This is a genomic window from Streptomyces sp. NBC_00539 (assembly GCF_036346105.1).
Taxonomy (GTDB): domain Bacteria; phylum Actinomycetota; class Actinomycetes; order Streptomycetales; family Streptomycetaceae; genus Streptomyces.
Map to the genome: position 1 here is coordinate 3,400,169 of NZ_CP107811.1, position 20,637 is coordinate 3,420,805.

Here is a 20,637-nt window from a genome sequence, read left to right on the forward strand (position 1 = left end):
TCGCCCGCCATTGCGGCCGGACACGCGGAGACAATTAACTGGGCTTCGCAATTCAATGAGAATCGCGGTACAAAGGATTCAGTCGGGATTCCGACCGATTGACGCATTGCTCCGAAACATCCACACAGGCGACATCCCCGCACGTCAGTACGCGGTGACCTCGCACGAAGGGACCGATATCCGTGGCGCAGCGCGTAGTAGTCACGCTCTCCGATGACATCGACGGCGGAGAAGCGGCGGAAACGGTCTCGTTCGCCCTGGACGGTAAGTCGTACGAGATCGACCTCAATCCGGCCAACGCAAAGAAACTGCGGAAGGGCCTGGCGCCTTACGTGGCCGCCGGCCGCCGGCAGGCCCGCTCGGGCAAGGCGTACCGGCACACCAGCATCGCCCCCGACCCGGCCGCCGTACGCGCCTGGGCCCGGTCGAACGACCACGACGTGCCGCCGCGCGGCCGGATCCCGAAGCGGGTCTACGAGGCCTACAACGCTGCCCACTGACCCCGGATTTGCCATCCACCCCCTCTGATCGGCTAGTGTGTGGATCACGCCGAGGGGCCAGACCGCAGGTCAAAGCCCCGAAGTCGTGCGGGTGTAGTTCAGTAGCAGAACACCCCCCTTCCAGGGGGGAGGCGCAGTGTGCAATCCCTGTCACCCGCTCTGCACGCTTTACCGGCCACGGTCGTGGATCAGGTAGAGTGATGCACGCACCGCAACGGCACGTGTGTCGGAGCGAGCATGCGGACGTAGCTCAGTTGGTAGAGCACCACCTTGCCAAGGTGGATGTCGCGCGTTCGAGTCGCGTCGTCCGCTCAGAAGACGAAGGCCCTGATCATCGATCAGGGCCTTCGTCGTTCGTCCAGCAAGCCGGGGGCCCAGACGTGCCGATGATGACCGGGTGGTGGCGCAGCCGCGGCACCGCGGGCAAGGTCGAGCTGTACACCCGCTGGTCGTTCCACTCCTTCGTGGTGCTCGAAATCGCTTCGTTCGGCCTCGGCGCGCTCGCGTCCGCCACCGGGGACGGTCCCGAACGGTCCCCCTGGGCCGTCGCCCTCGCCCTGTTCCTCCTGGTGTGCGTCCAGTCCGTCCTCGTCGGCGCCCTCTCCTCCCAGGCCCTGGACTGGCTCACGGAACGCCGCGACCGCCCCGTACGGCTCGCGGTCTTCACGGCCGCCTTCACGGGCGCGGCCTGCCTGACCACCCTCGTCCTGGTGAGGACCGGGCAGGTGGACGCGGCCGTGGCCCCGCCCCCGGTGCTCGGCATGACCGGATTCGCCTGCGGATCGTTCGCCCTGTGCGTCAGGCGCGTCCGGCACGTGACCTACGGCCCCGTGGCCGCGGCGGCCTTCACCGGCGCGGCGGTGCTCGCCCTGGGCCTCCCGGCGGGCGATGCGCTCGGGTACGTCATAGGGGTGCTGGGCGCCGGATTCTTCCTCTGCGTCACCTGCCGGTTCTCCGCGTGGCTGCTGCAGACCGTGCACGAGCTGGACCGCTCACGGGAGTACCAGGCACGCCTGGCGGTGGCGGAGGAGCGGCTGCGGTTCGGGCGGGACCTGCACGACGTGATGGGCCGCAACCTGGCGGTGATCGCGCTCAAGAGCGAGCTCGCCGTGCAGCTGGCGCGGCGCGAACGTCCCGAGGCGGTGGAGCAGATGATCGAGGTTCAGCGGATCGCGCGCGAGTCCCAGCGGGAGGTACGGGACGTCGTGCGCGGGTACCGGGAGGCAGACCTCGCGGTGGAACTGGAGGGCGCCCGGGGGGTGCTGAGCGCCGCGGGGATGGACTGCCGGGTCGAGTTCGAGTCCGGACGGGCGCTGCCGCCCGAGGTGCAGTCCGCGCTGGGCTGGGTGGTCCGGGAGGCCACCACCAACGTACTGCGGCACGGTGACGCCCGCAGCTGCCTGATCCGGCTGACGGCCGGCGAGGGACCGGACGGCCCCCTGACGCTGCTGGTGGAGAACGACGGCGCCCCGGCCGCGGCTCCCTCCGGGCCGCCCGGGTCGGGCCTGGCCGGGCTGCGCGAGCGGCTCGCGGTCGTCGACGGCTCCCTGCGGGCCGGGCCCGTGGAAGGCGGCCGGTTCCGGCTGGTCGCGCAGGTCCCCGGCCCGCGGACGCGGACGGCGGAGGTGGGTGCGTGAACCCCGTGCGCGTGCTGCTGGCCGACGACGAGCACCTGATCCGCGGGGCGCTGGCCGCGCTGCTGGCCCTGGAGGACGACCTGCTGGTCGTCGCCGAGGCGGCAACGGGGCCGGAGGCGCTCGCCATGGCCCGGGCCCACCGGCCGGACGTGGCGGTCCTGGACCTCCAGATGCCGGGGGCGGACGGTGTGAGCGTGGCCACATCGCTGCGGTCCGAACTCCCGGACTGCAAGGTCACGATCGTGACGAGCCACGGGCGTCCCGGCCACCTCAAGCGGGCCCTGGCGGCGGGCGTACGGGCCTTCGCGCCGAAGACCGTCTCGGCGCAGCGGCTGGCCGAACTGATCCGGACCGTGCACGCCGGAGGGCGTTATGTGGACCCGGAGTTGGCGGCCGACGCGATCAGCGCCGGGGACTCCCCGCTGACCGCGCGCGAGGCGGAGGTCCTGGAACTGGCCGGGGACGGGGCGCCGGTCGCGGAGATCGCGGAGCGGGCGCACCTGTCCCCGGGGACGGTACGCAACTACCTGTCCTCGGCGGCGACGAAGCTGGGAGCGGAGAACCGGCACGCGGCGGTGCGTCTCGCACGCGAGCGGGGTTGGGTATAGTAGGTCTCGCGTTACGGCGCATGCGGACATAGCTCAGTTGGTAGAGCACCACCTTGCCAAGGTGGATGTCGCGCGTTCGAGTCGCGTTGTCCGCTCAGCGTGAGAAGCCCCCGGTCCTCGGACCGGGGGCTTCTTCGTGTTCAGGACTCGGTGGTCGCGGTCTGCGTCGGGGCGCCGTGCTGGGTCGCCCAGCTGAGGCCCGTGAGCCGCTCGTAGGCCTCGATGTACTTCGCGCGGGTCTGCTCGACCACCTCGCGGGGCAGCGGCGGCGGCGGGAGCTCGCCCTTCGGGTCCCAGCCGGATTCGGGGGAGTTCAGCCAGTTCCGCACGTACTGCTTGTCGTACGAGAACTGGGTGCGGCCCGGCTGCCACTGGTCGGCCGGCCAGAAGCGCGAGGAGTCCGGGGTCAGGACCTCGTCGGCGGCGACGAGCGTGCCGTCCGCCGCGTGGCCGAACTCGAACTTGGTGTCGGCGAGGATGATCCCGCGGTCGCGGGCGATGTCGCGGGCGCGGCTGTAAACGGCCAGGGTGAGCTGGCGCAGCGCCGCCGCGGTATCGGCGCCGGCGGTCCGCGCGACCTCCTCGTAGGACACGTTCTCGTCGTGCTCGCCGACCTCGGCCTTGGCCGCCGGGGTGAAGATCGGGGCGGGCAGCTCGGAGCCGTCCACGAGCCCCTCGGGGAGCGCGAGTCCGCAGACGGTACGGGTCTGGCGGTACTCGACGAGCCCGGAGCCGGTGAGGTAGCCGCGCGCCACGCACTCGACGGGGACCATGTCGAGGCTGCGGCAGACCATCGTGCGGCCGGCCCAGTCGGCGGGGGCGCCGGCGGGCAGCTCGGTGCTGATCACGTGGTTGGGGACGAGGTCGGCGAGCTGGTCGAACCACCACAGGGAGAGCTGGGTGAGGACCCGCCCCTTGTCCGGGATCTCGGTGGGCAGCACCCAGTCGAAGGCGGACATCCGGTCGCTGGCGACCATGACGAGGTTGCCGTCCTCGTTGCGGTAGAGGTCGCGCACCTTCCCGGTGTGGAGGTGGACGAGGCCGGGCACCTGAACCGGCTCGGGCTTTTCGACGAATCCGGACACGGGGTCTCCCTGTGGTTCTGTACGAGCGCGACCCCATTGTCCCGTATCCGGCGCAGCGGCCCGACTGCGGGGGCGGGTCAGTCCCGCTTGCAGATCCGGTCGAGGAGGTTGGCGGTGGCCCGCTGCACGCGCTCGTCGACGTGGCCCGGGCGGTCGAGGGCGGGGGACCAGGCGAAGGTGCCGGAGGCGAAGACGAGGGCCCCGCTGGGCGCCCGGTAGAGGGACGTCTCCTGGTGGCGCTTGGCGCCCTCGCTGTCGAGGTACGGGGAGTGCGCGAGCAGGATCCGGTCCTGGTGCTCGGGCAGTTGGGTGCGCGGGAAGTACCGGTCGGCCTCGCCGGCGACCAGGCCGTCGAGCTCGTCGTTCTCGGCGGCCCCGGTGGCGTCCCACAGCCAGTGACCGGCGTTGCGCACCACCAGGGGAGCGGGTTCCGGGACCCGGCCCGCGTACTGGATGCCGAGCAGCTGCTGCTCCGGGCGGTCGACCTCCCGCCAGAGGCTGGGGCGGCCCGGGCCACGGCGTTTTCGGCAGGTGAGGAGCCGGTCGGGGACCCCGGAGGGCGAGGGGCCGAGCTCGACCTGCCAGTACATGGTGTTGGCGGAGAGGAACACCAGGGACGTGCCGTGCTCGCGGGCGCGCTCGACGGTGCGGCGCATGGGGGCCGACCAGTACTCGTCGTGGCCGGGGAAGACCAGGCCCCGGTAGCGGGTCGGGTCGACGCGGCCGGCGTGCAGGTCGCGGGTGTCGGCGTAGGCGAGGTCGTAGCCGTAGCGCTCGGCCCAGCGGATGAAGTCGTAGGCGTGGCCCACGTGCAGGGGCAGGCCCGCGCCCGCGTACGGGCGGTCGAAGGACACGGTGATCGCCGCGTCCTGCTCGCCCAGCAGCCGGCCCTGCTCGTCCCAGGCGTGGTAGAGGCTCGCGCCGGTGTGGCCGTCCTCCGGGTAGAGGTTGTAGGCCTGCCAGGTGATGTCCGGGAGCAGCAGGAGCAGGTCGGCGCGGTGGTCGTCGCGGACCGTGAAGGGGATGTGGGAACGGTAGCCGTCGAGGGTGGTGAGGACGGCGACGTACGCGCCCAGGCGCCAGTACGAGGGCACCTGGAGCCGCCACGACAGCCACCAGTGGTGGCAGGAGACCGTGCGGTCGGCGGTGAGCGGGGCCGGCTGGACGATGCCGGAGAGCCGGGGGCTCGAATGGATCTTGCTGGCGCCGTCCCCGCCGTAGTGGCCGATGCGGTAGATGTCGACCGAGAACTGCTGGGGCGGATCGACGGTGATGTGGAAGTCGATGGCCTCGCCGGGGGCTACGGCTCCGGTGGAGGCGAAGCCCTTGATCTGCCGGTGCACGTCATCGGCGGTGCGCGGGCCGCCGTTGCTGCGGGCGCGGGGGATCTGGCCGGGGGCGACGGCCGGGTCGACGTACCAGGGCACCACGTGGCCGGTGTCGTCGAAGTACAGCTCGCTGCCCCGGAACCAGGGCAGCGGGCCCTGGCCGAAGGGGTCGGTCACCGCGTGCGCGAGCGCACCTGACTCCCACCGCCGGATCTGGTCCGTAGCCATACCGCTGTTCCCCTCCCTCACTCCCCCGAACGCACATACACGGTTCCCCAGCACATCACATAACGCACGCACTCCGTCACCGTTCGTCGCGAAAAGACCTCTCCGAGACCAACTTGGGAGGGAAGCGGCCCGCAGTGCGGCGCCGTCGGCCCCTCTCGGGCCGGCTCCCGGGCCCTCCCGGGGCCACTCCGGGGCCGGCTCCCAGGCCTCGCGCCCGGGCCCGCGCCCGCGCCCGGGCCCGCGCCCGGGCCCGCGGCCGAGCCGTCCGGCGGGCCCGACGGCTGTCCCGTGCTCCGCGGGGGGGGCAGGCCTCAGACGAGCCGGACCGGCTTCTCCGGGCGTACGCCGATGGCCGCGAGCCAGGCCCGCAGGGGCTCGGGGTCGCCGTCCTCCACCAGGCACAGCACGCTCGGCGCGAGGTCCGAGCGGCGCTCGCCCGCCACCCGCAGCACCGGACCGTCCAGCCAGTCCAGGCCGGGCTCCGCGCCTGCCGAGTCCACCGCCGCGCAGCACACCAGCGCCGTCACGTGGTCGGCCAGCAGGTCCCGGCCGCTCCTCGGCGCCTGGAGCGGGAACAGGGGCACCGCGTCCGCGGTGCGCGCCTTGCCCCCGGCGGGCTCCGGGACGCCCGCGGCGGACCGTTCCTCCGCGGCCAGGTGCCCGGCCAGCAACTCCCCGGCGGCGCCCTGCCCAGCGGTGTCGGTGAGGAAGCCCAGGACCCGCTCCACGGGAGGCCCCGCCGGGACGGCCAGCGCGTCGAGGGCCGCGTGCAGCCGGGCCGCCTCCAGGCGCCACTTGCGGTCCACGACCTGCTCCGGGTACTCCGCCCAGTCCACGGGCGACCACTGCGGTCCGGCTTCGGCCGGGCCCCCGTGGAAGAGCCGCGCGGCCAGCAGCGAAGCGGCCTCGTCCACGGCGCCCGGCTGCTCCAGCAGGTCACAGGCGGGCCGCTCGCCCAGCCGCGAGGTGAACCCCTCGGCCAGCCGGTCCCGCCGGGACAGTTCGGTCAGCGCGGAGACCACCCCGGCATCGAGCCGCGCCGGCCAGCGCCCCATCCGCCAGGCCGGCAGCGCGACCCGCGTGAGCAGCCGGTCCCAGCCCGCGTAGGCGAGCCCGACCTGCTCCTGGGCCATGATGCGCAGCCCGTAGTCCACGTCCTGGGCGCGGTCGGAGGCGGCGGCCGCCACCCCGCGCTCCATCTCCGCCGCGTCCACCCGGCACAGGCGCAGCAGCAGTCCGGCCGGCCCGGCGATCCAGCCGAGCCCGCGTCTGGAGCCCACGTCCACCGCGGCGTCCAGCCCCCGGACGAAACCGCGCGCGTCGGCTATGTCGGGGTGCGCGGAGGGACCCGTACCGGCGATGACGGGCGCGAGTACGGCGCGGAGCTCCGCGACCCGCATCCACCACAGGAACGGCGAGCCGATCACCAGCACCGGGGCCGCCCCGGGCTCCGACTCGGGCCGGCCCGCCGCGATGCCGGACCGGCGGTGGGCCGGGTGCGTACGGTCCTCCAGCCAGCTGTCGCAGTCGGGGGTCAGGGCTATCGCGGAGGGCGCGGGCACGTCCATCCGGTCGGCGAGGTCCCGCACGAGCCGGTAGAGGTCGGGCGCGGCCGCCTCCGACAGCGGCACCGTCGGCGTCAGGGCGGGGCCGGCGCGCAGCACCACCGCGGCGAAGGTCCCGCCGACGAGCAGCACCAGCGCGGCGACCACGCAGACGACGAGGATCACGGCGGGCCAGGGGTCCCCGGCCAGCCGGCCGGTCATCCGGGCGGCCACCAGCACCACGGCGACGGCGGCCGGCAGCAGCACGACGGCCGCCGCCCGGCTGCGCACGCGCAGCACGGCGAGGGCACGGGAACGCGCGGACGGCACGCCCACTTCAGCGATCGAACCGATTCCGGACACGGCCGGACCTCACCCCCTCTGCCCTGCGGCGGCTTTGCTCACTCCCCCACTGTGACACCCGCCACTGACATCGCAATGCCGGTGGGCCATGTGCCGGAATGCTTGCGCCGCACCCTAGTTGGGACGCGGCCGGGCGTCAGGCAGACCGCGACACGATCACCCGATGGAATGGCTTTGGGTAAAGCTGGCCGCCTTCGAACGCGGCTGGATGCATTCGCACGCGCGGGCCCGGGCGCGCTCTGCGCACCCGGGCCCGCGGAAGGCGTGGAGCCGCTGCTCAGCGGCCTTCGGCCGCCTTGGCCGCGATGTCCGTACGGTGCTGCGAGCCGTCGAGCCCGATCCGCGCGACGGCCTTATACGCCCGCTCCCGCGCCTGCGCCAGATCGGAACCGGTCGCCGTCACCGACAGCACCCGACCGCCGGCGCTGACGACCGCGTCGCCCTCGCGGCGGGTCCCGGCGTGCAGGACGTAGGCCTCCGGGGCGTCCTCGGCGGCCACCTCGGCCAGGCCCTCGATGGGGTCCCCGGTCCGCGGGGTGTCGGGGTAGTTGTGCGAGGCGATGACGACCGTGACGGCCGCGTCCTCGCGCCAGCTCAGCGGGGGCTCGGCGTGCAGGGTGCCCTGGGCGGCGTTCAGCAGCACGCGCGCCAGCGGCGTGCGCAGCCGGGCCAGGACGACCTGGGTCTCGGGGTCGCCGAACCGGGCGTTGAACTCGATGACCCGCACGCCGCGCGAGGTGATCGCGAGTCCGGCGTAGAGGAGGCCGGAGAAGGGCGTGCCGCGGTGGCGCAGCTCGTCCACGGTCGGCTGCAGGACGCTCTCCATGACCTCGTCGACGAGCTTCGGGTCGGCCCAGGGCAGCGGGGAGTACGCGCCCATGCCCCCGGTGTTGGGACCCTCGTCGCCGTCGAGCGCGCGCTTGAAGTCCTGCGCGGGCTGGAGCGGCAGTACGGTCACGCCGTCGGTGATGGCGAAGAGGGAGACCTCGGGGCCGTCGAGGAACTCCTCGATGACGACGCGGTCGCAGGCCAGCGCGTGGGCGCGGGCCGCGGCCCGGTCCTCGGTGACCACGACGCCCTTGCCGGCCGCCAGGCCGTCGTCCTTGACCACGTACGGCGCGCCGAAGGCGTCGAGGGCGGCGTCCACCTCTTCCGGGGTGGTGCAGACGTAGCTGCGCGCGGTCGGGACCGCGGCCGCCGCCATCACGTCCTTGGCGAAGGCCTTGGAGCCCTCCAGCTGCGCCGCCTCGGCGGACGGGCCGAAGACGGGGATGCCCGCGGTGCGGACGGCGTCGGCGACTCCGGCGACCAGCGGGGCCTCCGGGCCGATGACGACGAGATCGGCGCCGAGCTCGGTGGCCAGGCGGGCCACGGCCCCACCGTCGAGGGCGTCGACCGGGCGCAGCTCGGCCACCTCGGAGATGCCGGCGTTGCCGGGAGCGCAGTACAGCGCGTTGACGTCGGGGTCGAGGGACAGAGAGCGGCACAGGGCGTGTTCGCGGGCGCCGCCGCCGATGACGAGGACCTTCACGACATGCAGCCTAGCCCGGGTGGCCGGGCCCGCTTCGTGCGGCCACCCAATTACGGGCCTCTACTCGTTCGTGTATTCCTCTATAACGGTGGCTCCGAGCTCGCGCACGATCAGGTCGTGTCCCGTCAGTGCGCTCTCGACGAGGTCGGGGTCGTCCTCCTCGGGGACGTCGTCCTCGGGGGCGACCGGCGGGGGCGGCTGGTACGCGGGCTGCTGCGGGGCGGGCGGCGCCTGCTGGTGCTGCTGGGGCGGCTGGTACGCGGGCTGCTGGGGCTGGGTCGGAGGCTGCTGCGACGGGGGCGGGGCAGGAGCCGCGGGCGGCGTGTACGGGCCCGGGCCCGGGCCGACCGGCTGTCCTCCGCCGCCTCCCACCACCGCGTCGATCTTCCAGTGGACCTGGAACTGCTCGGCCAGGACCGCCTTGAGGACGTCTTCGCTGCCGCTGCTCGCGAAGTTGTCGCGGGCGCCGACGTTGGGGAAACCGAGCTGGAGGGTCGTCCCGTCGAAGCCGGTGACCTGGGCGTTCTGGCTGAGCAGGATCCAGGTGAAACGGCGGCGGTTCTTCACGGCCTCCAGCACGCCGGGCCACATCGCCTGCACCTGGCCGACGCCGGCCGCCATCCCGGGGGAGGGCGCGGCGGGCGCCGCCGGTGCGGCGGGCTGCTGCTGCACGGAAGCCGGGGCGGGGGCGGGCGGGGCGGCGGAGGCCGCGGTGGGCCAGGCTCCGGCGGCAGGGGCACCGCCACCCGGCCGTGCCGTCCCGGGCCAAGCGCCGGGCGGGGCGGCGGCGGGGGCCTGCGCGGGTGCCTGGACCGCGGGCTGCGGCTCCGGCCGGGACTCGGGCTGCGGCTGGTGCTGCGGCTCCGGCTCCGGCTCGGGTTCGGGGGTCCGTACGGCGGCACGCGCCGCGGCGACACCCCCGGCGGGACCGGCCGGGGCCATCGGGTGCGCCTCGGGCCCGGGCACGTACCCCATGGCGGGCGCAGCGGGCACGGCGGCCGCGCTCGGCATCCCGGCGGCCGCGGAGGCGCCCGCGGCGGCGGCGGCGAACCCGGTCCTCTCCAGCCGGTCGAGCCGCGCCTGGAAGGACCGCTCGTCATCGAAGGCGGCGGGCAGCAGCACCCGGGCGCAGATCAGCTCCAGCTGGAGCCGGGGCGAGGTGGCCCCGCGCATCTCCGTGAGCCCGGTGTTGACCAGGTCGGCGGCCCGCGACAGCTCGGCCGCGCCGAACACGGAGGCCTGGGCCTGCATGCGCTCGACGACATCGGCCGGGGCGTCGATGAGCCCCTTCTCCCCGGCATCGGGCACGGCCGCCAGGATCACCAGGTCGCGCAGCCGCTCCAGCAGGTCGGCGACGAACCGGCGCGGGTCGTTCCCGCCCTCCACGACGCGGTCCACGACCTCGAAGGCGGCGGCTCCGTCCCCGGCGGCGAAGGCGTCGATGACGGAGTCCAGCAGCGAGCCGTCCGTGTACCCGAGCAGGGAGGTCGCCATGGCGTACGTCACACCCTGGTCGGCGGCGCCCGCGAGCAGCTGGTCCATCACCGACATCGAGTCACGTACCGACCCGGCCCCCGCCCGCACCACGAGCGGCAGCACACCGTCCTCGACGGTGGCCCCCTCCCGCGCGCAGACCTCGCCCAGGTACTCGCGCAGGGTGCCGGGGGGCACGAGCCGGAAGGGGTAGTGGTGCGTCCGGGACCGGATCGTCCCGATGACCTTCTCCGGCTCGGTGGTGGCGAAGATGAATTTCAGGTGCTCCGGGGGCTCCTCGACCACCTTCAGCAGGGCGTTGAAGCCCGCCGAGGTGACCATGTGCGCCTCGTCGATGATGTAGATCTTGTAGCGGCTGGACGCCGGGCCGAAGAACGCCTTTTCCCGCAGGTCACGGGCGTCGTCCACACCACCGTGCGAGGCGGCGTCGATCTCGATGACGTCGATGGACCCGGGGCCGTTGCGCGCGAGGTCGCGGCAGGACTGGCACTGCCCGCAGGGGTCGGGAGTGGGACCTTGCTCACAGTTCAGGCACCGGGCGAGGATCCGCGCGCTGGTGGTCTTGCCGCAGCCGCGTGGCCCGCTGAACAGGTACGCGTGATTGACCCGGTTGTTCCGCAGGGCCTGCATCAGCGGGGCAGTGACATGCTCCTGCCCGATGACCTCGGCGAACGACTCGGGGCGGTAGCGGCGGTACAGCGCAAGGGACGACACGTCTACGAGGTTATCCGGGCCCACCGACAACGGCGGCCCACCGCACCCCCGGGCCCCGGCCCCGGAACGCAAAGCGCCCCCCACGCACCCGCCAGAGCCCACTTACCCTTGCTGCCTTCCGGCCCTGGGGGAGTTGGGTGAGATAGCGCCACGTGAGGGGCTGGGCCCCACCCTAGCGGATGGAACCCCCCGGAATCGACCCGGCCCCCTCGACCGCCCCCGCCCGACGATCACGTTCGCGAGCACCCCTCAACGTCTTGTATTGTTTGCGGCGGAGGATTCGCCTAGTGGCCTAGGGCGCACGCTTGGAAAGCGTGTTGGGGGCAACCCCTCACGAGTTCGAATCTCGTATCCTCCGCCAGTGCCTCACCGGGCACTTGAAGGCCCCGACCGGGAAACCGGCCGGGGCCTTCTGCGTTGCCCGGTCGCGGCTGCGACCCGCCGGGCGTCGCTCCGGAGCCGGGCAGCGGGGGCGCGGTCTCCGGCAGGCCGGCCTTCGCTGCAGCACGCGCTGTCGCCGTAGGGCCACGGCGCGTACGACCACCCCTCACCCCGTGCGATCTACGTCGGTGCACACAGCCACCGCACAGGGGAGAGCCGTGAACCACCGCACCGCCACCGCCGTACTGACCGTCGTCATCGCCGCCGCGGGGCCCACCGCGTGCGGCAGCGCCGAGGAGGACTCCGGCGAGCCGTCGGCGAAGACACCGCCACGCCGCGCCGAGCACGCCCGCTGCCGCACCCGGGGCGACGAGCAGACCGTCGGCTTCCGCCGCGACGCCGCCCGGCAAGGGGATCCCGCCCCAGCCGGGTGCGGCGACACGGGCCGAGTGCGTCCCCACCCTGACCGCCATCGACCCGGACATCGTCAACACCAGGCCCGACCGGGCAGTCGACCGGGCCCGCACCCGACTCGCTTCCTGGTCACGCACCAGTGGGCGACGGCCGGCGGAGCCAAATCCTTTCCCCAGTACGACTGTTCCGCCCGTGTGGGTGGATCAGGGGCCGGGGTCGGCCCGGGGCGGTGGGGGCGCACCTATAAAGGGCGGCGTTCCGTTCGACCGACCTACCGATGGGCTCCCACCATGCTGCAGGCCGCTCTGCGCGTACTCGCCGCCGTATCCGTCGTCTCCGCCGTCGCCGTCTCACCCGCCGTCGCCGCGCCCGCCGCGCCCGCCGCACCGGCCGCCGACCTGACCTCCCCCTGCGGTCCCGTCACCGAGTACCGGGCCTCCGACTGGTGGCGTACGACCACCAACCCGATGATCGCCCAAGCCGTCGCCGCCACCGCCCTGGACGAGAACTGGCAGTGGCGCGACGACACCAACACCCTCTGGCGCGGGGACACCCGGGAGACCGTCGACGAGCTCTTCGAGACCGGCTTCACGCCGCGCGGGGAAGAGCTGATCCCGCTGGCCGAGTACATCGTCAAGGGCGGCGGGCAGAACAGCGCCCACCTCAGCACCAGTTGCGAGAAGTGGGTGGCCCAGAAGTTCGCCACGTACGGAGCGGCCAAGACCGGCTGGGTCTACGAGATCGAGGCCCCCGGCGGCATCGACGTGAACGCCACCGCGCACCTCAACCACTACGACTCGCCGTACCTGTGGAACAAGGAGGTCGACTTCCCCGGCGGGGTGGAAGGCCGCTACATCAAGGGCGCCTGCAAGTACCACCTCGTCTCCACCGACCCGGACACGAAGGTCAGCACCTTCGAGAACCTCGGCTGCAAGACGAACGCCGGTTTCGCGCCCCACGCCCTGGAGCGGACCGCCGCGGCCCGGTAGCGGCCGAGCGGCCGAGCGGCTCGCCCCGGCCTCGTGCGGGCCACACGCACGGGCCGGGGCGCCGGCGCGGGCCTACGGGGGAACCGCCCCCGCGGGTCCACCGGCGCCGAACGGCCGGCGCTACGCGAACTTCGGCATCTCACCGGCCCGTGTCGACATGTCGATCACCGCGAACGCCGCGCCCTGCTGGTCGGTCAGTGCCGCGAACCGGCCGAAGGGGCTGTCGACCGGACCGAAGTGGAGCCGGCCGCCCCGCGCCTGCGCCTTCTCCACCGCCTCGTCACAGTTCGCGACCCCGAAGAACACCTGGATGTACGGCGGGATCTCTTTCGGGAACTCGTCACCCATGTTCATCCGGCCCAGCACCGGGTTCTGCGCGCCGCCGAGGCTGAACACCTTGTAGTCCATCCCCGCCGCCTCGGGGTCGTCGCCCGGGTCCATCTGCAGGGCCTGGTAGGGGAACACCTTCGGCAGGAACCCGTCCACCTTCGCCGCGTCCCGCGTGAAGACCTCCGCCCAGGCGAACGAACCCGCCTCGCCGGTCTTCTCGAAGCCCTTGTGTTCTCCCGGCTGCCAGACGCCGAAGACCGCGCCGCTGGGCTCCTTGGCGATCACCATCGTGCCGAAACCGCCGACCTGCATCGGCCCCATCGCCACCTCGCCGCCCGCCGACCTGATCTTCTCCGCCGTGGCGGCCGCGTCCGGCGAGGCGAAGTACAGGCACCACTGCGACGGGGCGTCGGCGCCCGGCATCGGCGGCACGACGGCGGCGACTGCCTTGCCGTCGGAGTAGGCCTGCGTGTAGTTGCCGTACTCGCCCGCCGAGTCGCCGAACGTCCAGCCCAGCACGTCACCGTAGAAGCCCTTGGCCGCCTCCACGTCGGCGAACATCGCGTCCACCCAGCAAGGGGCGCCTTCCGGGTACCCAGTCATGATCGATCGACTCCCGTGTCGTGTACGTCGTCGTGACCCGTCTCGCTTCACACGCTAGGCGGCCGGTGCGCCGCCCGCGCGCGGAGGACAGCGGCGGGGGAGGCTGGAGCCATGGACAAGGACATCACCATCCGGCTGGCCCAGCAGCCGGAGGCCGACGCGCTGCTCGGCCGGAGCCCGCTCGCCGCGCTCGTCGGGATGCTGCTCGACCAGCAGGTACCCATGGAGTGGGCCTTCTCGGGGCCGTACACGATCGCCCGTCGGATGGACGCGGACGACCTCGACGCCCACACGATCGCCGCCTACGACCCGGAGGCCTTCGCGGCTCTGCTTTCCGAGAAGCCGGCCGTGCACCGCTACCCGGGCTCCATGGCGAAGCGGGTACAGCAGCTGTGCGCGTACCTGGTGGAGCACTACGACGGGGACGCGGAGGGGATCTGGCGGGACGCGGGATCCGGCGCCGAACTGCTGCGGCGGCTGAGGGACCTGCCCGGCTTCGGGGAACAGAAGGCTCAGATCTTCCTGGCCCTGCTGGGCAAGCGGTTCGGGGTGCGCCCGAAGGGCTGGCGGGAGGCGGCCGGCGGCTACGGCGAGGCGGGCGTCCACCGCTCGGCGGCGGACATCACCGGGCCGGAATCACTGGCCAAGGTGCGGGCGTACAAGCAGGAGCACAAGGCCGCCGCGAAGGCCGCGAAGTCGGGGGCCGGCGACGGCGGGACGAGCTGACCGCCCAGAAGCCGCCACGAAAACCGGCCGGTTGACGGCCCCGCAGCCACCTGCGTCAACAGGCGAGTTGACGGATCCGGCCACCCGGACCCGGGCGCCGTCCGCGCCCCGCTTACCCTCGCCCCATGACCTCGAACCTCACGCGCGCGGCCACCGCCGAGTCCATCTCCGACGGCCCGGGCAGCTTCATCACACTGCTCACCGACACCCCCGAACTCACCTGCAACACGGCCATCTTCGAGGTCGGCGCGGCCGGCGCCCCCGTGCACTTCCACACCAAGGCGACCGAGTTCTTCCACGTCACGGAGGGGCGGCTCGACGTCCTCGTCGGCGACGAGATCCACACCCTGGGCAAGGGCGACTTCCTCAGCGTCCCGCCCGGCGTGAAGCACGCCTTCGCCCCGGCGGCCGGCCACACGGCCGAGGTCTTCGTCGGCTTCACCCCCGGCATGGGGCGCTTCGACTACTACCGCCTGCTGGGCCGGGTGCGCGCGGGCGAGGCCACCGTGCAGGACATCATCGACAGCCAGCCCGTCTACGACAACCACTACGCGGAGAGCGAGGCCTGGGCCGGGCGCCCGCGCAGCGCCGAGGCGTAGACGACGTCGGCGTCGAGCCGGCGCAGTTCCTCCGAGATCAGCTCGGCGAGGCTGCGGATCTTGAGGGCGACCTTGCGGTCTGGCCACCCCGGAAGGGAAAGGGTGGCCAGCACCCCGTCGGGCCGGTCCACCCGGATCTCGCCCCCGGTCGTCTCCAGCCGGACCCGCGTCACCACCGGCCCCTCCGTCGCCACCCGCTCCACCGGCACCCCGAGCCGGACCTCCAGCCAGCGCGCCAGCAGCTCGGCACTCGCGTGGCCGGGCTCGCTCTCCACCGCGGCGCCGGTCACCGGCAGCGGCGCCTGCTCCAGGGAGCCGGCCAGCAGCGAACGCCACGGCGTCAGCCGGGTCCAGGCGAGGTCGGTGTCACCGGGGGCGTACGAGGCCGCCCGCTCGCGCAGGACGCCCACCGGGTCGTCGGCCGCCTGGGCATCGGTGATCCGGCGCTGCGCCAGCGCGCCCAGCGGATCGAGGGCCGGTGAGGCGGGGGCGTCGGCCGGCCACCACGCCACCACCGGCGCGTCCGGCGCCAGCAGGGGCAGTACGACCGAACTCGCGTGCTCGGTGAGTTCCCCGTACAGCCGCAGCAGCACGATCTCTCCCGATCCGGCGTCGGATCCGACGCGCAGTTCGGCGTCCAGGCGCGTCCGCTGGAGCTTGCGCGGACCGCGTGCGGTCCGTTTGATCACCGCGATGATCCGGGAGGGGTGCTCGCGCGAGGCTTCGGAGGCCGCGCGGACCGCGTCGTAGGCGTTCTCCTCGTCGGTGACCACGACGAGCGTGAGCACCAGCCCCATGGCGGGGCTGCCGACGGCTCGGCGCGCTTCGAGGAGGGCCCGGTCGATCTTGCCGGACGTGGTGTCGGTGAGGTCTGTCCGCATGGTCCGAGTCTGTCAGCGAAGGCCATGGATATGGCAACCGGTTCAGTGGATTCCGTCTGGACCGTCCGGCTGGGCCGTCCGGGTGAAGGTGGGAACGGGGCGCGGCGGTTCAGCGTCGACGGCGGGCCGTCCCGAAGAGCGAGCGCGAGATCTCCCGCCCCAGCTGGGTGCCGACGGACCGGGCCAGCGAGCGGAAGAGCCCGCTGCCCACCACCTGCTGCGCCAGGGAGGGTTCCTGCCGGGGCGCGCCGCGGCCCGCCTTCGCGGCCGGCCTGCCCTCTTTCTCCCCTTCCCCGGCCGCGGCGGCCCGCTCCGCCGCGGCCTCGGCCGCCGCCTGCTCGGCGCTGATCTTCTCGTAGGCCGACTCGCGGTCGACCGGCTGCGCGTACCGGGGGTACAGGGGCGAGGAGGTCACCGCGCGGTCGAGGGCGGCCGCGTCGAGCGGCCCCATCAGTGACTGCGGGGCGCGCAGCCGGGTCGCCGCCACGGGCGTGGGCGCGCCGTTCTCGCTCAGCACGGTGATCACCGCCTCGCCCGTCCCGAGCTGGGTGAGCAGCTCCTCCAGGTCGTAGGCCGACCGGGGGAAGGTCTTCACCGTCGCCCTGAGCGCCTTCGCGTCGTCGGGGGTGAAGGCGCGCAGCGCGTGCTGCACCCGGTTGCCGAGCTGCGCCAGTACGTCCGCCGGCACGTCCTTCGGGGTCTGCGTCACGAAGAAGACGCCGACGCCCTTGGAACGGATGAGCCGGACCGTCTGGGTGATGGATTCCAGGAACGCCTTCGAGGCGTCGTGGAACAGCAGGTGAGCCTCGTCGAAGAAGAAGACGAGTCCGGGCCGCTCCACGTCCCCCACTTCCGGCAGGTCCGCGTAGAGGTCCGCCAGTAGCCACATCAGGAAGGTGGAGAAGAGCTGCGGTTTGTCCTGGACCGCCGGGAGTTCCAGTACGGAGACCACGCCGCGCCCGTCGGGGGCCGTGCGGAGGAATGCGGAGGTGTCGAATTCCGGCTCTCCGAAGAAATCCGCGGCGCCCTGCTGCTCGAATGCGGTGAGCGATCGCAGGATCACCCCGGCGGTCACCGTGGAAAGGCCGCCGATGCCTTTGAGTTCGGCCTTCCCCTGGTCGGACACGAGGAAGGCCACGACCGCCCGGAGGTCTTTGAGGTCGATCAGCTCCAGGCCCTTGGAGTCGGCGTAATGGAAGATGAGACCGAGTGACTGCTCCTGCGTCTGGTTGAGCCCGAGCACCTTCGACAGCAGGACGGGCCCGAAAGCCGTCACCGTCGCCCGGAGCGGAATACCGGGCCCGATACCGCCCAGGGAGTAGAACTCGGCCGGATATCCGGTCGCCGACCATTCCTGGGACACTTCCCCGGCCCGTCGGCGGATGCGGTCGCTCGGAACACCGGGCGCCGAAATCCCCGAGACGTCGCCTTTGATGTCGGCGAGGAATACGGGCACGCCCGCCGCCGAGAGCTGTTCGGCGATCAGCTGGAGGGTTTTCGTCTTGCCGGTGCCGGTGGCGCCGGCGACCAGCCCGTGCCGGTTGAGCATGGCCAGCGGGATGCGGACCTGCCGGTCCGGCAGGCAGGTGCCCTCCCAGAGCAGGGCCCCCAGATCGAGCGCTGGTCCTGTGAAGGCGTACCCGGCGGCGATCTGGTCGGCCGGGGACACGGGGTCGGTGCTCTCGCTCATGAAGTCACTCCCGGATTGGCCCCGTCTGCCACTTTTGCACTGCGGCTGCGATGCTGCGCCCGCACGCACCGGCCCGGTAGGCTTTCCGTGTGATCTTCAAGCGCATCGGAAGCGGGCGGCCGTACCCCGACCACGGCAGGGAAACCACCCGGCAGTGGGCGGACGTAGCCCCGCGCCCGGTCCGGCTCGACCAGCTCGTGACGACCAAGGGACAGCTGGACCTCGAAACACTGCTCGCCGAGGACTCCACCTTCTACGGGGACCTCTTCGCGCACGTCGTGAAGTGGCAGGGCGACCTGTACCTGGAGGACGGGCTGCACCGCGCCGTGCGCGCGGCCCTCCAGCAGCGCCAGGTGCTGCACGCCCGCGTCCTCGAAATGGACTGACCGGGGCTCCGCACCAGAGCCCGCGCTCGTGAACGTGAGCCGTCCTGACCGGCCGATTGCGCCTTTCGGGTCGGCCTTTGCCGATCAAACGATCATTTAGTAGGCATCGTTCCGGTACGGCACTACGCTGCGCCCATGAGCATGCTCACTCCCCCCGGCATGGGCGGAAAGTACCGCGTCACCGGAGCTGCCTTCCCCCGCATGAGCCGTCCGCGGCGACGCCGCCGGATCATCCTCGCCCTGTTCGGCTCCGCCCTCGTGCTGGCCCTGCTCGGCTACGGGGCACTGCAGCTCATCGACGTCTTCCGCGGCGACACCCGGCACAAGACGGCCGCTGCCAAGGACTGCCCGACCGGCGCCCCCAAGGCCGGCCCGGCGGCGGCCCCCTCCAAACCCGCGGTGGTGCTGCCCCAGCCCGGCCAGATCACGGTCAACGTCTACAACGCGACCCCGCGCGCCGGCCTCGCCAAGGCCGTCGGGGACGAGCTGAAGAAACGCGGCTTCGTGATCGGGCAGGTCGGCAACGCCCCGGCCGACTTCGACAAGAAGGTCCCGGGCACCGGGATAATGCTGGGCTCGCCGAAGACCGACAAGGCGGCCTACTCCGTACTCGGCACCCAGCTGGCCGGCATGACGCAGCACACCGACACCCGCGAGGGCCCGGACATCGACCTGATCCTCGGCGACGGGTTCAAGGAGCTCAGCACGAAGGCGGACGCCGACAAGGCGCTGGCCCTCCTGGCCAACCCCGAGCCCGCGCCCGCCGCGAAGAAGTGCTGACCGGCGCCGGAGCACTCACCGACGCCTGACCACCGGTCCGCGCCCGGGGCGTTACTCGGCCGAGCCGTACATGCGGTCGCCCGCGTCGCCCAGGCCCGGCACGATGTAGCCGTGCTCGTTGAGCCGCTCGTCCACGGCTGCCGTCACCACCGTCACCGGCGTGCCCGCCAGCTCGCGCTCCATGACCTCGACGCCCTCCGGCGCGGCCAGCAGCACCACGGCGGTGACGTCGTCGGCGCCGCGCTTGATGAGCTCCTGGATCGCGGCGACCAGCGTGCCGCCGGTGGCCAGCATCGGGTCGACGACGTAGACCTGCCGGCCGGAGAGGTCCTCGGGCATGCGCGTCGCGTACGTGGAGGCCTCCAGGGTCTCCTCGTTGCGGACCATGCCCAGGAAGCCGACCTCGGCGGTCGGCAGCAGCCGCACCATGCCGTCCAGCATGCCGAGACCGGCGCGCAGGATCGGGACGACCAGCGGGCGCGGGTGGGAGAGCTTCACGCCGGTCGTCGCGGCGACCGGGGTCTCGATGTCGGCCTGCTCGGTGCGCACGTCGCGGGTGGCCTCGTACGCCAGCAGGGTCACCAGTTCGTCGGCGAGGCGACGGAAGGTGGGGGAGTCGGTGCGCTTGTCGCGCAGGGTGGTGAGTTTGTGCGCCACCAAGGGGTGATCGACGACCTGCAAACGCACAACTTCCTCCAAGACCTCAACTGCCGCCAGCTGCCGGGTTTCGACCTGCGACCTGCGAAAACGGCCGCGATGTGCGACCTCCACCCAAAAGGCTACGCGCTGAGCGGCCCCTCCCGTGTCCGAAGGGGCACCCCGGGGGCCCCGGCCCCGGTATTGCGGGCCGCACAGGGGGCCAGCACCCTGGATTGATGAGCAACGGACTGGTGATCGCGGCGGTCGACGGATCCGAGCACAGCCTGGAGGCGCTGGAGTGGGCGAGGCTCGCGGCGCTGCGGCACGGCGCCGGGCTGCTCGTCGCCCATGTGCTCTCCGACAGCGCCCAGTTGTACGCGGGGCGGCGCTCGTCCCTGCACGACGCCTCCGAGCCCGAGGAGTACGCCGATCCGGTGGGGGACCGGGTGCGGGAGGTCCTGGCGGCGGCGCCGGAGCAGCCGGCGCAGGTGCGGTACGAGGCCCTGGAGGGGTCCGTTCCGGAGGCGCTGCGGGTGATCGGGGCCGAGACGCGGCCGCTCGCGCTGGTCATGGGGTCCCGGGGCCGCGGGGGGTTCGCCGCGCTGCTGCTCGGGTCGAACAGCCGGGCCGTGGCCACCACCGCGCCGTGCCCGGTGGTGGTGGTGCCGCGGGCGGGGCGGTCCGGGGCCGGCGGCGCGGTCGTCCTGGGGCTGCACACCGCCGAGACGCATGACGACGTACTGGCCTTCGCGTTCGCGGAGGCCTCCGCGCGGGGGACGGCCGTCCAGGTGGTCTCGGCCTACCCGGTACCGCCGTCCCCGGCGGTCATGCCGCTGGACACGCCGTTCGCGGTGATCACCCCCGAGGAGCTGGCGGGGGGCGACGACCTCGGCCCGGCCGAGCGGGAGGCCCTGCGGGCCCAGCAGGAACGCCTCGCCCCGTTCCGCGAGCGGCACCCCGGGGTGCGGGTGGAGCAGGCCGCGGTGCCGGGTGAGGCGGCGGGGCGGCTGGTGGAGGCGTCGCGCTCGGCGGGGCTGGTGGTGGTCGGGCGCCACCACCCGAAGCGGAGCCTGGGGGCGCTGATGATGGGGTCCGTCGCGCACGCGGTGCTCCAGCACGCGCAGGGCCCGGTGGCGGTCGTCCCGGCGACCCACGACGAACCCGCCTGAGCTGGGACGACCTGGGTG

General features: G+C 73.0%; 18 protein-coding genes, 4 tRNA genes and 1 other RNA gene. 13 read left to right on the forward strand and 10 right to left on the reverse strand.

The features are described 5' to 3' along the window. Positions 1–182: 182 nt before the first annotated feature. The 6 genes from OG861_RS15075 to OG861_RS15100 all read left to right on the forward strand — a co-directional run bounded on the left by OG861_RS15075 (position 183) and on the right by OG861_RS15100 (position 2,840). Positions 183–500, forward strand: coding sequence for a histone-like nucleoid-structuring protein Lsr2 (locus OG861_RS15075; protein ID WP_329196887.1), 318 nt, complete (start codon positions 183–185; stop codon positions 498–500). 87 nt (positions 501–587) lie between these two features. Beyond that, positions 588–659, forward strand: a tRNA-Gly gene (locus OG861_RS15080). 80 nt (positions 660–739) lie between these two features. After that, positions 740–812 (forward strand) — tRNA-Gly (locus OG861_RS15085). 68 nt (positions 813–880) lie between these two features. Next, entirely contained in the window at positions 881–2,137 is a 1,257-nt protein-coding gene (locus tag OG861_RS15090) for a sensor histidine kinase (RefSeq protein ID WP_443056562.1), read from the forward strand. Further along, positions 2,134–2,745 carry a response regulator transcription factor gene (locus OG861_RS15095; protein ID WP_330261730.1) on the forward strand — a complete coding sequence of 204 codons (612 nt, stop codon included), beginning with the start codon at positions 2,134–2,136 and terminating at the stop codon, positions 2,743–2,745. Before OG861_RS15090 ends, OG861_RS15095 begins: the two co-directional genes overlap by 4 nt. A 22-nt stretch (positions 2,746–2,767) precedes the next feature. Then, positions 2,768–2,840: transfer RNA gene (locus tag OG861_RS15100), tRNA-Gly, on the forward strand. 45 nt (positions 2,841–2,885) lie between these two features. Here OG861_RS15100 and OG861_RS15105 read toward each other — a convergent pair. The 6 genes from OG861_RS15105 to ffs all read right to left on the reverse strand — a co-directional run bounded on the left by OG861_RS15105 (position 2,886) and on the right by ffs (position 11,197). After that, the gene (locus tag OG861_RS15105) at positions 2,886–3,830 is read right to left on the reverse strand and encodes a phosphoribosylaminoimidazolesuccinocarboxamide synthase (protein ID WP_329196883.1); all 945 of its coding nucleotides are present in this window, start codon (positions 3,828–3,830) and stop codon (positions 2,886–2,888) included. 77 nt (positions 3,831–3,907) lie between these two features. Continuing rightward, positions 3,908–5,386 carry a N,N-dimethylformamidase beta subunit family domain-containing protein gene (locus OG861_RS15110; protein WP_329196881.1) on the reverse strand — a complete coding sequence of 493 codons (1,479 nt, stop codon included), beginning with the start codon at positions 5,384–5,386 and terminating at the stop codon, positions 3,908–3,910. 311 nt (positions 5,387–5,697) lie between these two features. Continuing rightward, complete coding sequence (locus OG861_RS15115) at positions 5,698–7,293, reverse strand: hypothetical protein (RefSeq protein WP_329196880.1); 1,596 nt, start codon at positions 7,291–7,293, stop codon at positions 5,698–5,700. 277 nt (positions 7,294–7,570) lie between these two features. Then, positions 7,571–8,824 carry a phosphoribosylamine--glycine ligase gene (gene purD, locus OG861_RS15120; protein WP_329196878.1) on the reverse strand — a complete coding sequence of 418 codons (1,254 nt, stop codon included), beginning with the start codon at positions 8,822–8,824 and terminating at the stop codon, positions 7,571–7,573. Between the two features lie 60 nt (positions 8,825–8,884). Continuing rightward, positions 8,885–11,032: a DNA polymerase III subunit gamma and tau gene (locus OG861_RS15125; protein ID WP_329196876.1), complete on the reverse strand. Its 2,148-nt coding sequence runs from the start codon at positions 11,030–11,032 to the stop codon at positions 8,885–8,887. A gap of 66 nt (positions 11,033–11,098) precedes the next feature. After that, positions 11,099–11,197, reverse strand: an RNA gene (gene ffs / locus OG861_RS15130) — signal recognition particle sRNA small type. A gap of 108 nt (positions 11,198–11,305) precedes the next feature. Between ffs and OG861_RS15135 the strand changes: the two genes are divergently transcribed. Further along, a tRNA-Ser gene (locus OG861_RS15135) sits at positions 11,306–11,393 on the forward strand. A gap of 724 nt (positions 11,394–12,117) precedes the next feature. Further along, positions 12,118–12,816 carry a scabin-related ADP-ribosyltransferase gene (locus tag OG861_RS15140; protein ID WP_329196874.1) on the forward strand — a complete coding sequence of 233 codons (699 nt, stop codon included), beginning with the start codon at positions 12,118–12,120 and terminating at the stop codon, positions 12,814–12,816. A gap of 120 nt (positions 12,817–12,936) precedes the next feature. Here the strand turns inward: OG861_RS15140 and OG861_RS15145 are convergent, their stop codons facing one another. After that, the gene (locus tag OG861_RS15145) at positions 12,937–13,749 is read right to left on the reverse strand and encodes a VOC family protein (RefSeq protein WP_329196872.1); all 813 of its coding nucleotides are present in this window, start codon (positions 13,747–13,749) and stop codon (positions 12,937–12,939) included. A 111-nt stretch (positions 13,750–13,860) separates the two neighbouring features. Here OG861_RS15145 and OG861_RS15150 point away from each other — a divergent pair, with 111 nt between their 5' ends. Both OG861_RS15150 and OG861_RS15155 read left to right on the forward strand, forming a co-directional pair. Next, entirely contained in the window at positions 13,861–14,475 is a 615-nt protein-coding gene (locus OG861_RS15150) for an HhH-GPD-type base excision DNA repair protein (RefSeq protein WP_329196870.1), read from the forward strand. 125 nt (positions 14,476–14,600) lie between these two features. Further along, complete coding sequence (locus OG861_RS15155; protein ID WP_329196868.1) at positions 14,601–15,074, forward strand: cupin domain-containing protein; 474 nt, start codon at positions 14,601–14,603, stop codon at positions 15,072–15,074. On the opposite strand, the gene opcA is transcribed toward OG861_RS15155, so the two are convergent. Both opcA and OG861_RS15165 read right to left on the reverse strand, forming a co-directional pair. Continuing rightward, entirely contained in the window at positions 15,023–15,955 is a 933-nt protein-coding gene (gene opcA, locus OG861_RS15160; protein ID WP_329196867.1) for a glucose-6-phosphate dehydrogenase assembly protein OpcA, read from the reverse strand. The genes OG861_RS15155 and opcA overlap by 52 nt on opposite strands. Before the next feature lie 109 nt (positions 15,956–16,064). After that, positions 16,065–17,645, reverse strand: coding sequence for a helicase HerA-like domain-containing protein (locus OG861_RS15165; protein ID WP_329196866.1), 1,581 nt, complete (start codon positions 17,643–17,645; stop codon positions 16,065–16,067). 89 nt (positions 17,646–17,734) lie between these two features. Here OG861_RS15165 and OG861_RS15170 point away from each other — a divergent pair, with 89 nt between their 5' ends. Together OG861_RS15170 and OG861_RS15175 are read left to right on the forward strand one after the other, a co-directional pair. Beyond that, entirely contained in the window at positions 17,735–18,031 is a 297-nt protein-coding gene (locus tag OG861_RS15170; protein ID WP_008740979.1) for a type II toxin-antitoxin system VapB family antitoxin, read from the forward strand. A gap of 135 nt (positions 18,032–18,166) precedes the next feature. Continuing rightward, positions 18,167–18,811, forward strand: coding sequence for a LytR C-terminal domain-containing protein (locus OG861_RS15175; protein ID WP_329196865.1), 645 nt, complete (start codon positions 18,167–18,169; stop codon positions 18,809–18,811). Positions 18,812–18,862: 51 nt separating this feature from the next. On the opposite strand, the gene upp is transcribed toward OG861_RS15175, so the two are convergent. Further along, complete coding sequence (upp, locus tag OG861_RS15180) at positions 18,863–19,498, reverse strand: uracil phosphoribosyltransferase (protein WP_190185477.1); 636 nt, start codon at positions 19,496–19,498, stop codon at positions 18,863–18,865. 188 nt (positions 19,499–19,686) lie between these two features. On the opposite strand from upp, the gene OG861_RS15185 reads away from it, so the two are divergent. Beyond that, positions 19,687–20,619, forward strand: coding sequence for a universal stress protein (locus OG861_RS15185; RefSeq protein WP_329196862.1), 933 nt, complete (start codon positions 19,687–19,689; stop codon positions 20,617–20,619). The last annotated feature ends 18 nt before the right edge of the window (positions 20,620–20,637 follow it).